Source organism: Bacillus thermotolerans, assembly GCF_000812025.2.
In the GTDB taxonomy this organism is placed as follows: domain Bacteria; phylum Bacillota; class Bacilli; order Bacillales; family Domibacillaceae; genus Quasibacillus; species Quasibacillus thermotolerans.
The window spans coordinates 21,972-36,588 of the sequence record NZ_JWJE02000007.1 but is presented as its reverse complement, the minus strand read 5'-3'; the positions used below and the strand labels follow the sequence as shown (position 1 = coordinate 36,588).

At 46.1% G+C, this 14,617-nt stretch carries 14 protein-coding genes; 10 read left to right on the top strand and 4 right to left on the bottom strand.

Annotated features, from left to right (window positions below):
- The first annotated feature begins 80 nt into the window (after positions 1-80).
- A complete protein-coding gene (locus QY97_RS04330; protein ID WP_039233203.1) occupies positions 81-893 on the top strand; it encodes a VOC family protein in 813 nt (270 codons plus the stop codon).
- Between the two features lie 136 nt (positions 894-1,029).
- Positions 1,030-2,292 carry a cytochrome P450 gene (locus QY97_RS04325; RefSeq protein WP_039233200.1) on the top strand — a complete coding sequence of 421 codons (1,263 nt, stop codon included), beginning with the start codon at positions 1,030-1,032 and terminating at the stop codon, positions 2,290-2,292.
- Positions 2,293-2,473: 181 nt separating this feature from the next.
- Here the strand turns inward: QY97_RS04325 and sda are convergent, their stop codons facing one another.
- The 3 genes from sda to QY97_RS04315 form a co-directional block, all read right to left on the bottom strand.
- Positions 2,474-2,620 carry a sporulation histidine kinase inhibitor Sda gene (sda, locus tag QY97_RS19795; protein WP_082090125.1) on the bottom strand — a complete coding sequence of 49 codons (147 nt, stop codon included), beginning with the start codon at positions 2,618-2,620 and terminating at the stop codon, positions 2,474-2,476.
- Positions 2,621-2,899: 279 nt separating this feature from the next.
- Positions 2,900-3,322, bottom strand: coding sequence for a universal stress protein (locus QY97_RS04320; RefSeq protein ID WP_039233198.1), 423 nt, complete (start codon positions 3,320-3,322; stop codon positions 2,900-2,902).
- A gap of 70 nt (positions 3,323-3,392) precedes the next feature.
- On the bottom strand, positions 3,393-4,856 hold the full coding sequence (locus QY97_RS04315) for a SulP family inorganic anion transporter (protein WP_082090124.1): 1,464 nt from the start codon (positions 4,854-4,856) through the stop codon (positions 3,393-3,395).
- Positions 4,857-5,041: 185 nt separating this feature from the next.
- On the opposite strand from QY97_RS04315, the gene QY97_RS04310 reads away from it, so the two are divergent.
- The 5 genes from QY97_RS04310 to QY97_RS04290 all read left to right on the top strand — a co-directional run bounded on the left by QY97_RS04310 (position 5,042) and on the right by QY97_RS04290 (position 11,008).
- Positions 5,042-5,584, top strand: coding sequence for a recombinase family protein (locus QY97_RS04310; RefSeq protein WP_039233193.1), 543 nt, complete (start codon positions 5,042-5,044; stop codon positions 5,582-5,584).
- 59 nt (positions 5,585-5,643) lie between these two features.
- On the top strand, positions 5,644-5,922 hold the full coding sequence (locus QY97_RS04305; protein ID WP_039233190.1) for a YrhK family protein: 279 nt from the start codon (positions 5,644-5,646) through the stop codon (positions 5,920-5,922).
- Between the two features lie 211 nt (positions 5,923-6,133).
- Positions 6,134-9,091, top strand: a complete 2,958-nt coding sequence (gene fdhF, locus QY97_RS04300) for a formate dehydrogenase subunit alpha (protein WP_039233188.1) — start codon at positions 6,134-6,136, stop codon at positions 9,089-9,091.
- Positions 9,084-9,641 carry a DUF1641 domain-containing protein gene (locus QY97_RS04295; protein ID WP_052717126.1) on the top strand — a complete coding sequence of 186 codons (558 nt, stop codon included), beginning with the start codon at positions 9,084-9,086 and terminating at the stop codon, positions 9,639-9,641. Before fdhF ends, QY97_RS04295 begins: the two co-directional genes overlap by 8 nt.
- Positions 9,642-9,745: 104 nt before the next feature.
- On the top strand, positions 9,746-11,008 hold the full coding sequence (locus QY97_RS04290) for an L-lactate MFS transporter (RefSeq protein ID WP_039233186.1): 1,263 nt from the start codon (positions 9,746-9,748) through the stop codon (positions 11,006-11,008).
- Positions 11,009-11,083: 75 nt separating this feature from the next.
- Here QY97_RS04290 and QY97_RS04285 read toward each other — a convergent pair whose 3' ends face one another.
- On the bottom strand, positions 11,084-11,485 hold the full coding sequence (locus QY97_RS04285; protein ID WP_039233182.1) for a potassium channel family protein: 402 nt from the start codon (positions 11,483-11,485) through the stop codon (positions 11,084-11,086).
- A 199-nt stretch (positions 11,486-11,684) separates the two neighbouring features.
- On the opposite strand from QY97_RS04285, the gene QY97_RS04280 reads away from it, so the two are divergent.
- From QY97_RS04280 to QY97_RS04270, 3 genes are read left to right on the top strand one after another with little or no spacing between them, the layout of a single operon-like run.
- The gene (locus QY97_RS04280; protein WP_039233180.1) at positions 11,685-12,560 is read left to right on the top strand and encodes a 3-hydroxyacyl-CoA dehydrogenase family protein; all 876 of its coding nucleotides are present in this window, start codon (positions 11,685-11,687) and stop codon (positions 12,558-12,560) included.
- On the top strand, positions 12,557-13,330 hold the full coding sequence (locus QY97_RS04275) for an enoyl-CoA hydratase/isomerase family protein (protein WP_039233177.1): 774 nt from the start codon (positions 12,557-12,559) through the stop codon (positions 13,328-13,330). The genes QY97_RS04280 and QY97_RS04275 overlap by 4 nt, the downstream gene beginning before the upstream one ends.
- A 12-nt stretch (positions 13,331-13,342) precedes the next feature.
- Positions 13,343-14,521: an acetyl-CoA C-acetyltransferase gene (locus tag QY97_RS04270; protein ID WP_039233175.1), complete on the top strand. Its 1,179-nt coding sequence runs from the start codon at positions 13,343-13,345 to the stop codon at positions 14,519-14,521.
- The last annotated feature ends 96 nt before the right edge of the window (positions 14,522-14,617 follow it).

The window sequence follows — 14,617 nt, the reverse complement described above, 5'->3', positions numbered from 1 at the left end:
TGCGGAGGCAGAACGGAAAAGGAATTTAACAAAGAAAAATCGAATGGATAGAGTGAACAAAAAGGAATGGAGGAACAAACATGAATGTTGCTTTTGACCATGTGGTTCACTACGTGGAAGCACCAGAGGAAGCTATTTCTCTTTTGGAGAAAAAAGGAATACATGCGGTGGAAGGGGGCAGACATGAAAAGCGGGGAACCTACAATTTCCTCAGCTATTTTGACTTAAGCTATATCGAACTGTTAAGTACATATGACAAGGAGTTAGTAGCAAGGACGGAACACCCTCCCCATAGCTTTCTGGACACCGTGGTAAAGGAAGGGTTTACGGAAGGCTTTTCCCGTGTGGCTCTCCGCACGACGAACATAGAGGAAGCAGCCCGGAAATTTCGGAGACAGGGCTTGACCGTCATAGGCCCAGAGGCTTTTCAGCGGAAACGTCCGGACGGCAGCGTGATTGAATGGCAGCTTCTTTATGTAGGTGATCAAAATGAGGAACTGGAGCTTCCCTTCATTATTGAATGGAAGGAAAGCGATGAAGAGAGAAGAAAGGAATTAACGGAGCGCCAGGCGATTCGGGCGCATTCATCAGGTGCGAAGCTTTCTCGCATTACCTTTGCCGTAAAGGATGCCGAGCAAACAGCCCAGCGTTGGTCAAGCTGTCTTGAGCGGCCTAGAGAAGAGGTATTTATTGATGAAACTCTTCAGGCGAAGTGTCAAGCAATTGACATAGATGGAATAAAGCTTGTATTTAGCAGTCCAATTGGAGAAGGAACGGTTTTCGATGTGCTTCGGGAGCGAGGAGAACGCCCCTTCCTAGTGACATTGGCCGGCAGAGAAGCAGGTGGCACATTTGAGGTGTGCGGCGGCTTATACAGGATGGAAGAGGCATAGGGGCTGAGAGGTTTATGATCGAACAACTAGGGTAAGATAGAATTTGGTGTGCTATTTAAACCTTAGACATGCAAGAGGCTGAATCATTAGAGCGGGTACCATTGTACATAGATATTCAGTAAAGGAGCTGATCAATGTGGCCTCAACCCGTCCAATCCCTGCAGATCCAGGACTTGACCACACACTTGCTTTGCTTTCAGAAGGCTATGAGTTCGTTCCAGGAAGGCGTCAGCAATTAAATTCAGATATCTTTCAGACACGTCTCCTTGGCCAAAAGGCGATTTGTCTGGCCGGTGAAGAAGCAGCTGCTCTCTTCTACGATGAAGAGCTGTTTACCAGGAAAGGTGCAGCACCGAAACGGGTGCAGAAAACACTATTTGGTGAGAACGCGATTCAGACACTAGATGGAGAGGAGCATAAGCACCGCAAGCGAATGTTCTTATCGATGATGACTCCGAGCCGTTTAGATGACCTGGCCGTTATCACAAGAGAAGAGTGGAGAAAGAAACTAGGTGAGTGGACGGCTCGAGAAGAGCTCATGCTATTCCGTGAAGCAGAAGACATCATGTGCCGGATCGCTTGTCGCTGGGCAGGTGTTCCGCTGACGGACGAGGAAGCCCCTCATAGAGCAGCAGACCTTGGTGCTATGGTGGATACATTTGCTTCCGTCGGTGAGAAGTATCGTATAGGGAAGGAAGCGCGCAGCCGGACAGAGGAATGGATTGAAGGTGTGATCCGAAAGATCCGTAAAGGTGAGCTAGCTCCTCCTGCTCACAGTGCCGCCTATATTATCGGCTCCCACCGTGAGCTTGACGGAAACAGGCTGGATGACCGCATGGCAGCTATTGAGCTGATTAATATTCTGCGGCCCATTGTGGCAGTTGGCCGCTTTGTCACATTCGGAGCTCTAGCTTTGCACGATTACCCCGAAGCAAAGGAAAAGGTTAGAGAGGATAAAGACAACTACACACAAATGTTTGTTCAGGAAGTGAGGCGGTTTTATCCGTTTGGCCCCTTCGTCGGTGCGAGAGTCAGGAAGGATTTTATTTGGAAAGGCTATTCCTTTGAAACGGGTACGCTTGTTATTTTAGATATTTATGGCACGAACCGTCACCCGGATTTATGGGAGGAGCCCAATCAATTTAAACCCGAGCGCTTCAAGGGCTGGGAAGAGAGCCCGTTCTCATTTATTCCGCAGGGAGGCGGCGACTATTATTTGGGACACCGCTGTGCAGGAGAATGGGTAACGGTCATGATTATGAAGGAAAGCCTCGCATTTTTAGCCAATGAGATCACGTATGAAGTACCGGTTCAAAACTTGAACTATGACCTGGGCCGGATTCCAGCGATCCCGAAAAGCCGGTTTATAATGAGGAATGTGAAGCGTTTAAGTGAATAAAGAGTCTTAAAGAAGGTGAATCGAGTGGCAATAAAAGGAGAGGATTTTTGCTCCCATTGTTCAATCGATTCACCTTTCGTGTAAGAAAGTATTTACAAACAAAGACGAGTCCCTGTGGTGACAGCAATAAAAGGCGTAGCTAGTTTGAGACATGAATAAAGCGCCCTATGTATAAGGCGCTTTATTCGCTGTTCAATTCGATTAGTCTGTCTGCTAGCCCTCTTTGTTCTATTTCATTTTCTAGAAGATGAATGAACTCTTCTTCCAGAGAATAGTCAACGGCTTTTTCATAAGAAAGGAGCAGCAGTTCATCTGTAAGTTGTCTCATGCTTTCCCGTCTCCTTTGATCAGTAGATAATCATTATCTCTCTAATACCTTCATAATTCATGCCTCAAACCTGCTTTTACCGCCACTTTTTAAAAAAGGAAGAAAGGCTGAAAAGACACAAGTATAAATAGGAATAAAGTTGTTTACCTAGATACTTATTCATGAATTTCTCTGGATGTTCCTAGTAAACGGAATAAAACACCTGCGGAAGACAAGAAGAATAGAGGGGGAAGCATGTAAAAAAAACAGGTGCAATTCTGTGCACCTGCCTATGTTAAGCTATTTAATAATAAGGACAGGACAGTTCGCCCGCTTGACTACCTTGTGGCTCACGCTGCCTAAGACCATTTCCTGGAACACATTCAGGCCTCTGCTGCCAATGACCACTAAGTCAAATTGTTCACTGTTCGCATGCTCTACGATTGTTGGGCCGGGTTCTCCGTGTAAAATCGTAACTTCGTAAGAAATATTTTTTGCCTTTAAAGCTTCTTCTATAGGCAGTATCTTTTGCCGGCGGGAGAGTTCCAACTCCTCTTTTCCTTGTGAGTGAAGCACATCATTCTTTGCTTTAGAGAAATCAGCTACATAGACGACTTCAAGAGTATATGGGGAAGGAATGAGCTCGGCAATTTTGGCAGCTTCCTTTGCTGCCCGTACGGAGTTGTCTGAGCCGTCTGCAGCTAGTAAGATTTTTTCGTACATATTTTCACCTCGAAAAAATTGATTGATCAGCTTAGAGGAGCAGACAAAGAATATTGTCTGCTCTCAAGAATTAGTGCGCTGATAAGTTTGCACCTTCATTATTATATATAGCCAGCTTATCCACCATTTTCTGGCTTGATGCATTTAACCCTTTAATGATGACATGATTGTGGTTTTCACGATATTTGATTACGACTTTGTCAATGGCGCCAACAGCGGAGTCATCCCAAATATGGGCACTTGTAAAATCAATGACAATATCTTTGTTTTCCACAGAAAAATCAAAGGCGTCAATAAAGTTGTCTACAGATGCAAAGAACAGCTGGCCTTCTACTGTAAAGGAAATGCCTTCCTTATCGAGCTGTTCGGTTACTTTAATCTTCGAAATCTTAGCGACGAAGAAGATGGCACTTAAGATGACACCGGCAATAACCCCCTTAGATAAATCGTGTGTAGCGACAACGATAATCACGGTGACGAGCATGACTACTGCATCTGTTCTAGGAGCTTTTCTTAAATAAGAGAAGGAAGACCAGTCGAATGTGCCGATGGATACCATAATCATAATACCGACAAGGACAGGCATTGGAATTTGTACAACTAAGTCGCCTAGAACGATAATTAAAAACATCAGAAAAGCACCAGCGACAAATGTAGATAAACGGCCGCGTCCGCCGGATTTTACATTAATGACAGACTGACCAATCATGGCACAGCCGGCCATGCCGCCGAAAAAGCCTGTGACGATGTTAGCAATCCCTTGTCCTCTTGCTTCTTTATTCTTGCGGCTTTCCGTTCCTGTCATATCATCGACGATCGAAGCTGTCAGCAAGGATTCCAATAAACCAACAATCGCGAGGGCGATAGAGTAAGGAAAAATAATTGCTAGCGTTTCTAATGTAAATGGCACATCAGGAATGAGAAAGGATGGCAAGGTTTGAGTGATGTTTCCTAAATCACCTACTGTACGCAATTTTGCTCCTGAGTAAATTGCCGCTGCTGTTAATACGATAATTGCAATTAACGGGGCAGGAATCGCTGTGAAGAAGCGAGGAACAATGTATACGATTAGCAGGGTGATGGCGACAAATACATAGGTCATCGTTGAAATGCCGATGAAGTGGGGTACCTGCGCCATGAAAATCAAGATGGCTAATGAATTCACGAAGCCGATCATCACAGCTCGGGGGATGAAGCTCATCAGTTTAGCTACTTTAAATACACCAAAAAGAATTTGAATAATACCAGTTAGAATAGTAGCAGCTAATAAATAGTCAATTCCGTAATTCTTTACTAACGGTACCATTAATAAGGCCATTGCACCGGTCGCTGCTGAAATCATTCCTGGCCGGCCGCCGGCGAAGGCAATGACTACGGCCATTGTAAAGGAAGCATACAAGCCGACCATCGGATCGACACCAGCGATAATCGAAAAGGCAATCGCTTCAGGAATGAGCGCCAAGGCTACGACGATGCCGGCGAGGACATCCCCCCTGATGTTAGAGAACCATTCTGCTTTTATCTTTTCTGCCACTTTATTTTGCACCTCATTTATGTTATTTTTTTATTTAGCTTTTTTCCGAAAGCACCGTCCAATACGAACAAAAATCAGTCTAACACCTCTTGTCCCAAAATGGAACCTTTTTTGGAACTTTTTCTTATAAACTCGATATGAAGCAAATAGATGAAAAACTTCTATACAGTTAGGAGCAGAAAAAAATGAAAATAGGATATATGCGGCCGTTTCAAGAGGACATGGCCTGTGCGCTCCAGTTAAAGTGCTTAAAGAAAGAGGGCTGTGAAAGAATTCTCATTGAAGGGCATTCATCGGCTAAAAAGAGAACAGAACTGGAAGGAATGATTGATTTCCTTCAATCAGGCGATCAAATTGTGGTGACGAAGCTGTTTGTATTGGCTGATTCGACTCGCCACTTAGTTGAACTGCTGGAGGTCATAGAGGAGAAAGGAGCTTGTCTAAAGTCTTTGAAGGAAGGCATTGATACGGACAAAGCAAACAGCTACCCATTCAGTGATATCGTGAAGCATCTTGCTGACTTTCAAAGTGACATGATCAGTGATAAGACAAAGAAAGGCTTAACAAAAGCTAAGCAAAATGGAACCGCTCCAGGCAGACCGAGAAAACCAGATGAAAATGTCCAGCGGGCCATTGCGATGTATGAGAGCAAACAATACAGTTTAGCACAAATCAAAGAGAAAACAGGCATCAGCAAATCCACGTTGTACCGTTACTTAGAAAGCTGAGTGTTCCCCCTGTTTACAGCCCTTTATAGTGGGAAGAGGAATGGCAGGGGGGATTCGGTATGCCGGAAATTAAAAAGGAAAAAGACTATGTAGAGGTCAAGTTTGGGAAATATGGGTTGTTCTTTAATAGGAATTACCATCTTATAGCCCTGGCGAATGAAATTATGACAGGTCTGTGGTTTGTAGCAGGAAGCTTTCTCTTTCTCTCTGAAAAAACAAAGTTAATCGGGACCATCCTTTTTATTATCGGAAGCACGCAGCTGCTGATCCGTCCGATTCTCAAAATCATTCACTCTATGACCTTGCGGAGAGACCCTGACTTTTCTCAGGATAAATGAATGTGCAAGGCGGCTTTCTTACATAAATATAGAAGGAATAAGACAGCATATGAAGAAGTCTGTATATAAACCAGCATCTTCATATGCTGTCTTTTGGTTTAGTTGGGATGAAAAAGGGTAGATGTAAGAGGATTATTTCAATTAACAGAATGTTCTTTTAAGTTTCGGTGGCCTCTAGAACATTCTGTGTAGGAAAAGAGGGGGTTTTTCTGTGTCAGGCTATATCAATGTGACAGTGAACGGCCAGCATGTACAAGTTTCGGGGGAAGCATCTGTGATGCAGGTGCTTAAAGATCTTGAGATGACGATTCCTGATGTTTGCTATCATCCGTCGCTTGGGGCGATTGAAACGTGTGATACGTGTATCGTCGAGGTAAACGGAGAGTTTGTCCGTTCTTGTTCAACGGCGATCCAGGATGGAGATGTCATTGATGCTTCATCGGCAGATGTCAAGAAGGCGCAAACAATTGCAATGGACCGAATTTTATACAATCACGAGCTTTATTGCACCGTGTGTGACTACAATAATGGCCGTTGTGAAGTACATAATACAGTCAAGGAAATGAAGATCGAGCATCAAAACGAGCCATTTACGCCTAAACCGTATGAGGTTGATAACTCTCACCCGTTTTACCGGTATGATCCTGACCAATGCATTTTATGCGGACGCTGTGTGGAAGCGTGCCAGGATGTTCAAGTAACGGAGACGTTATCTATTGATTGGGAAAGAAAGCGACCGCGCGTTATCTGGGATCATGATGTGCCGATTAACGAATCTTCCTGTGTATCGTGCGGGCACTGTTCTACCGTTTGTCCGTGTAATGCCATGATGGAGAAAGGAATGGAAGGGGAAGCTGGCTACCTAACAGATATTCCTAAGGATACACTCCGTCCTATGATTGAACTGACAAAAGGAATAGAGACTGGCTACAGCTCCATCTTGACCGTGTCTGATGTAGAAGCAGCTATGAGGGAAGCGCGCGTCAAGAAGACTAAAACCGTTTGTACGTATTGCGGTGTAGGATGCAGCTTTGACGTATGGACGAAGGATCGGAAAATCCTGAAAGTAGAGCCGCAGGTAGAATCACCTGCTAATGGCATCTCCACGTGTGTGAAAGGAAAATTCGGCTGGGATTTCGTGAATTCAGAGGAACGTCTGACGAAGCCGCTTATAAGGGAAGGCGAGGAATTCCGTGAAGCAGAATGGGACGAGGCTCTCGACCTGATTGAGCAGAAATTCAAGGAGGCAAAAGAAAAATACGGACGGGATTCGCTTGCTTTTATCAGCTCGTCCAAATGTACGAACGAAGAATCTTACTTAATGCAGAAGCTTGCGCGGGGCGTTATCGGAACGAATAATATTGATAACTGCTCGCGCTACTGTCAAACGCCAGCCACGATGGGATTGTTCCGGACAGTCGGCTATGGCGGTGACTCGGGCTCTATCACAGATATCGAGCAGGCGGGGCTTGTGCTCATCATCGGTTCAAACACAGCTGAATCGCACCCGGTATTAGCGACAAGGGTGAAGCGGTCTCATAAATTGAAGGGCCAAAAGCTGATCGTCGCGGATATTCGCAAGCACGAGATGGCAGACAGGGCAGATTTATTTGTTCACCCGAAAGCAGGAACGGATATTGTCTGGCTTTCAGCTATAACAAAATACATCATTGACCAGGGTTGGGCAGATGAAGAGTTTTTAAAGAACCGTGTCAATGGCGTAGATGAGTATATTAGCAGTCTAGATCCTTATACGATGGAATACGCCGAAGAGGTAACTGGCATTCCGAGAGAGCAGCTAATCACGATTGCAGAGGCTGTACACGAAGCTCCGACGACTTCTATATTGTGGGCGATGGGCGTTACTCAGCATCTCGGCGGCAGCGATACGAGTACAGCTATCTCTAATTTGCTGCTCGTTACGGGCAACTATGGAAAGCCTGGCGCCGGAAGCTATCCATTACGCGGCCACAATAATGTACAGGGGGCAAGCGACTTTGGCAGCATGCCGGACCGTTTCCCTGGATATGAGAAGGTAGCAGACGATAAGGTGCGAGCGAAGTATGAAAAAGGCTGGGGAGTGAAAATCCCAGAGAAGCCAGGCTTGAACAACCACGAAATGGTAGCAGGCATTCATGCCGGAGATGTGAAAGTGATGTATCTAAAAGGAGAAGACATGGGACTTGTTGATTCCAACTTAAACTATGTGCATGAAGCATTTGAAAAGCTGGATTTCTTTGTTGTACAGGATATCTTCTTCTCCAAAACGGCTCAATTTGCGGATGTTGTTCTTCCGGCTGCCCCATCATTTGAGAAGGAAGGAACCTTCACGAATACAGAGCGCCGCATCCAGCGTCTGTACCAAGTATTTGAGCCGCTTGGCGAATCAAAGCCAGATTGGCAAATTATTATGGAAGTGGCAAACCGCTTAGGGGCTGATTGGAAGTATGAGCACCCGGGTGAGATTATGGAGGAGGCTGCGAGCTTGATGCCGCTTTATGCGGGCGTGACATACGAGCGCTTAGAAGGCTATAACAGCCTGCAATGGCCGGTGGCGCCGGATGGAACAGATTCTCCGCTCCTCTTCATTGACAAGTTTCCATTCCCGGACGGAAAAGCAAGGCTGTTCCCGGTGAAATGGACAGAACCAATCCATTATGACGAAGAATACGATATTCACGTGAACAATGGCCGGCTGCTGGAGCATTTCCATGAAGGTAATATGACGTACCAGTCTGAAGGGATCTCTTCAAAAACACCGAGCGTCTTTTTAGAGGTATCACCGGAGCTGGCAGCAGAACGGGGATTGGAAGACGGTACAGTCGTTCGCCTGACTTCGCCGTACGGCAGCGTTAAAGCGCCATGTGTTGTGACGAGTCGTGTAAGAGGGAAAGAAGTATATCTGCCGATGAACAGCCAAGGTGAAGCAGCCATTAACTACTTAACGAGCAGCCGGGCGGACAAGGATACAGATACGCCCGCTTACAAAGAGGTTAAAGCTAAGCTGGAAATTCTGCAGAAAGAGGGGATTAATCCGCTGCCGCGTATCAACCATCGCTATGGCAATCCACAGCCTCAAATTGGTGTGCAGGTAGAGAGAAAATGGGCACGTGCGGATTACATCTTTCCTGGAGATCTTGTGAAGAAGGGGGAGAAGGCACGTGGCTAAAGCGATTACGAAAATACGGCCGATGGAGATTAGCGAGGAGGAGCAGCGTCGCCGCGATTTGGAAGAGGTGGAAAACCTTCTGATCGAGCATAAAGAAGCTTTGAAAGCCTTTCTCGATATGCTTGATAAAGCCAATAAGAGCGGGGGGATTGAACTCGCTGCTGGCTTGTTTGATCAGAAGGATGAAGTAATGGACGTTCTTGTGAGGGCTGCCTACACGCCTGGTGCGACAAAGATGCTGCGAAATAGTCTTCTTCTTATCGGAATGCTCGGCAAGATTGATATGGAGAAGCTGGAACCGATTATCGTGAAGCTGAACGGAGGGCTGGATAAAGCGGTGCAATGGAGTGAGGGAGAACGCTCGATTATTCGTCTTTTTGGAGATGTCAATTGGAAGGAGTCTCTCCTCTTCCTGCTCTCTTTCTTCAAGGGAGCAAGTGAGGCAGGCAAGGAACCTGCCTCTGCTAAAAGAAAAGCAGGATGGTTTGCCATCGCTGCAGGAGTATCTTTGGCTGGTGCTGCGGTTCTGGCTAAAAAAAGAAATGGTTAGAAGGCAAGGGAAGGCCGGTATCCACGAATATACGGGTACCGGCCTTCTTTTTTGAAGGAAGAATACAGCGATTCATGAAACTGGTACATGAAGGAGAGTGAAATATGGAAAAGGTGAAGAACCGCTGGCTCATTGCTGCGGCAGCGGTCGGTATTCATATCTCAATTGGCTCTGTCTACTCATGGAGTGTATTTACAAACCCGTTGAGTGAAGAACATGACTGGGGATTAACAGAGGTTTCGTTAACCTTCAGCATCGCTATCTTTTTTCTCGGTCTGTCAGCTGCGTTCATGGGACATTTCGTAGAAAAGTATGGTCCACGTGCATCCGGATTAATCGCGACCGCTTTTTTTGCTATCGGTATGATTGGCGGAGGGTTTGCTAATAGCATTGGTTCATTATATTTATTGTATTTCTTCTATGGTGTCATGGGAGGGATTGGTCTTGGAATCGGTTATATCACGCCGGTATCCTCACTTGTAAAGTGGTTCCCGGACCGGCGGGGGCTAGCGACCGGCCTGGCTATTATGGGGTTTGGCTTTGCTTCGTTAATTGCCAGCCCAATCATTGACCGGCTCATCAACGCAGTTGGCATTAGTAACACGTTCTATACATTGGGAACCATTTATCTTCTGCTTATGCTGTTCTCTTCTTTGTATTTGGCTCCGCCTCCTGCCGGATGGCAGCCTGAGGGGACAGGCAAGAAAGGCAGCGAGGAACGCCGGAGACCAGCTGACTTATCCCAGCTGACAGCGAATGAAGCGATAAAGACCGTTCGTTTTTGGGCGCTTTGGGTCATGCTGTTCATCAATGTAACATGCGGCATTGCTATCATATCCGTTGCTTCGCCGATGGGGCAGGAAATCGCCGGTTTAACAGCTACAGCTGCAGCCACCATGGTGGGGATCATGGGACTGTTCAATGGCTTTGGCCGAATTGGCTGGGCGACGATCTCTGATTATATCGGCAGGCCTAATGTGTATACAACCTTTTTCGTTATTCAGCTTATTGCCTTTTTGCTTCTCCCGAATTTAACGAATCCATGGTTATTCCAGCTGACGATTTTTATTATTCTGTCCTGCTATGGCGGAGGATTTTCTTCTATTCCGGCTTACATTGGAGATATGTTCGGGACAAAACAGCTAGGGGCTATTCATGGCTACATTTTGACGGCCTGGGCAGCGGCAGGGCTCGTTGGACCTATTGTTGTGTCCAATATCCGTGAGGCCACCAACAGTTATTCATTGACGCTCTACATTTTTGCGGGGGCGTTCGCTGTAGCACTTGCAGTATCCCTTCTTGTAAGAATGAATATCCGTAAAATCCGAAACGAAAATCAAGATGAACAACGTATAGTGAAAGCATAGTTTCACACTTTCATATTAGAAAAGGGTAAACGAAAAAGCATGGGGCTCCTTTCGAGCCGCCATGCTTTTTGTTCGTTAGTTATCTTTGTTAGATGAATTCATTGACTGCATAAAGTAAGCCGTTGGCAATAAAAGGCCAATAGCAGCTTCTATAAGGGAGAAGAAGCGAGCGCTTCCTACGGGAACATAGTCACCATATCCAATAGACAGGATATTGACTCCGCTATAGTAGAGCAGTGTTAAAAAGGAATCATTGGCCGGAGGTCCTTCTGGGGAACTGACTCGGAGAATAACGTTTTCCAAGGATAATACGTAATAAATCACGGCAAATCCAAAAGCGGTGCTCGTTAAAACGAGAAAGAGCTTAAGGAAAAGAGCATGATTAAACGAACTCTTTTTATAGGACTGATTGTTGAAGAAATAATAAACGTTCGCCCCGATAAAAATAAGAGCCGCTACGATGAGGAACGTTGACAAAAAAACACCTCCTCAAGTATAAGGCTGTTACTTTACTTTCTCCTAAACTGCCAATCTTAAAACATGATTTCAGCTCATGTTTCTACCTTTTCCTTAAATGTAAGGAAAAAGAAAATGAGATTCCTTACATTTAATGTAGAATTAATATTCAGAAAAGTTGTACTATTTAATCAGGATAAAAAGAACTGGAGGGAAAAGCATGGTAAAAACAATCGGTGTAGTAGGTTCAGGAACAATGGGAGGAGCAATTGCTCATCAAGCTGCTCTGTCAGGGTTCAATGTGGTATTGCGTGATGTGGAGGAAAGATTCTTAGTGAATGCGCAGGCGCGTATGGAGAAGTTCATGGATAAAGCCATTCAGAAAGGTAAACTTTCTCCAGAGCAGAAGGATAAAACAATTGAGCGTATTCTCTTCACAACAAACCTCGAAGATATGCGGGAGTGCGATGTAGTCATTGAAGCGATTATTGAAGATCTGGAAGCAAAGAAAGAAGTTTTCCGTACATTGGATGGAATCTTACCTGAAGAAGTGATTATTGCTTCCAACACATCGTCTATGTCAATTACTGATATTGCGGCTGCAACAAACCGTCCAAGCCGTGTGGCCGGCATGCACTTTTTCAACCCTCCACAGGTAATGAAGCTGGTGGAAGTGGTAAGGGGCTATGAAACCAACGATGAGACAGTAGAGGAATTAAAGAAGTTATCCGTTGAGCTTGGCAAAGAGCCGATTGAAGTGAAGAAGGACACGCCAGGGTTCATTGTTAACCGCATTATGATTCCCCAATTTATAGAGGCGATCCGTTTAGTGGAAGAAGGGGTAGCTTCTCCTGAGGATATTGATAAAGCGGTGACACTTGGATTGAATTACCCAATGGGGCCATTTACACTTCAGGACTTCGCCGGTGTAGATATTGGCCTGCATGTGATGGACTATTTCTATGAAGAATTTAAGGATTCCCGCTTTGCCGCTCCACTCACACTAAAAAACCTTGTCAGAGCTGGCCGTCTTGGCAAGAAAACGGGTGCAGGCTGGTACGATTACAACAAAGAAAAGGAGATGGCTAAGCAATGAATACAGTAGATTATATTATTGAGAATCATATCGCTACAGTCTATTTAAATCGCCCGCCATATAATCCGTTGAATACGCAGTTATACCAAGAACTATCTGTTTTGTTTGAGGAGCTTGAGAAAAATCCGGAGGTACGCGCCGTTATCATCACCGGCAAAGGGGATCGTGCCTTTGCAGCGGGGGCTGACATCAATGAAATGATGAACCTGTCGAATGTAGAAATGGCAGAAATGTCGCGTGTATCAAGGGAGGCCTATGACAAAGTGGAAGCGCTCAGCAAGCCGGTCATTGCCGCTGTGAACGGCCTTGCCCTCGGCGGCGGGTGTGAATTAGCGTTAGCATGTGACTTCCGTATCTGCTCATCGAATACAAAATTCGGTCTGCCGGAAATCAATTTGGGCATTATTCCTGGAGGAGGCGGAACGCAGCGCCTGCCTCGCTTAGTGGGTCAGTCCAAAGCGAAGGAGTTGCTGTATTTTGGTGAAATGATTGATGCAGAGAAGGCGAAGGAAATCGGTCTTGCCAATAAAGTAACCGAGCTCGAGGATCTCATGTCAGAGGCGGTCAGATGGGCGGAGAAGCTGGCACAAAAGCCTGTAGTGGCTATGAGCATGGTGAAAAAATCTGTCAATAAAGGAGCGGACATGGGTCTTCCGGCGGCGTTGGATTTAGAGACAGTGTGCTTTGGCAATGCTTTTGCAAGCGAGGATCGCAAAGAGGGTATGCAGTCATTTGTAGATAAGAGAAAGCCTCAGTTTACAGGCAGGTAAGGAGGAGTAGGGATGTCAAAAGAAATTGTAGTGATTGACGGAGCCCGTACAGCTTTTACGGAGTTTGGCGGTTCCTTTCGCAATGTGTCAGCGATAGAGTTAGGCGCGGCTGCAGTGGAGGAAGCAATGAAGCGCTCGAAGGTAGATCCCGAGGAAGTGGACCACGTAGTTATGGGAAATGTCATTCAATCGAGCAGTGATGCCATTTATATGGCTAGACATATCGGCTTAAAGGCGGGCATTCCAGAGAGTGTACCCGGCTTAACAGTCAACCGTTTATGCGGATCGGGTCTTCAGGCTATCGTGAACGCAGCCCAAATGATCCAGCTGGACGAAGCAAATGTAGCAGTCGCCGGTGGTACTGAAAACATGAGTCAAGTACCGCATGTCATTCGCGGTGCACGCTGGGGAATTCCTCTTGGCAAGGCTCCAATGGAAGATTATTTGTGGGAAGCGCTGTACGACCCGTATGGAAAATGCACGATGTCGTTAACGGCAGAGAACCTTGCCGAAAAATACAATATTTCCCGCGAGGAGATCGATGCATTTTCTGTTCGGAGCCATGAAAGAGCACTAAACGCCATCGAAAAAGGATACTTCTCGGAGGAAATTGTTCCTTATACAGTAAAGAATCGCAAGAAAGAAACCGTCGTGAAGCAGGACGAGCATCCGCGCCCGACCACGCTCGAGACACTTGCCAAACTGCCGGCCCGCTTCAAGGAAAACGGTGTCGTGACAGCAGGCAATGCCAGCGGCATCAATGATGGGGCGGCTTCTCTCGTTCTTGCCTCAGGTGAGCATGCTGAAAAGCGCGGCCTAAAACCACTCGCAAGGCTTGTATCATGGGGCGTCGTTGGCGTGGATCCAAAATACATGGGAATTGGGCCGGCCCCGGCAATCCGGCAGGCATTGAAAAGAGCGGGCATGAGCATTGGAGATTTAGATTTAATTGAGATCAACGAAGCTTTTGCCGCCCAGTACCTTGCTTGTCAGAAAGAGTTAGACTTTAATCCTGAAATTGGTAACGTCAACGGCGGCGCGGTCGCGCTAGGACACCCGCTCGGTGCCAGCGGTGCCCGCATCAGCCTTTCGCTCATTTATGAGCTAAAAAGAAGAAACAAGAGGTTTGGCGCCTCTGCGTTATGCATCGGCGGCGGACAAGGCATTGCCGCTATTTGGGAAGTGCTGTAAGCTGAATCGTTCCATCAGTAAAGAAAAAGTCCTTTGCTGGTGGTTCGTTTCGCAGTATGAGAATCTAGCTTTCTGGTTTTCTATCCAAATCTAAAG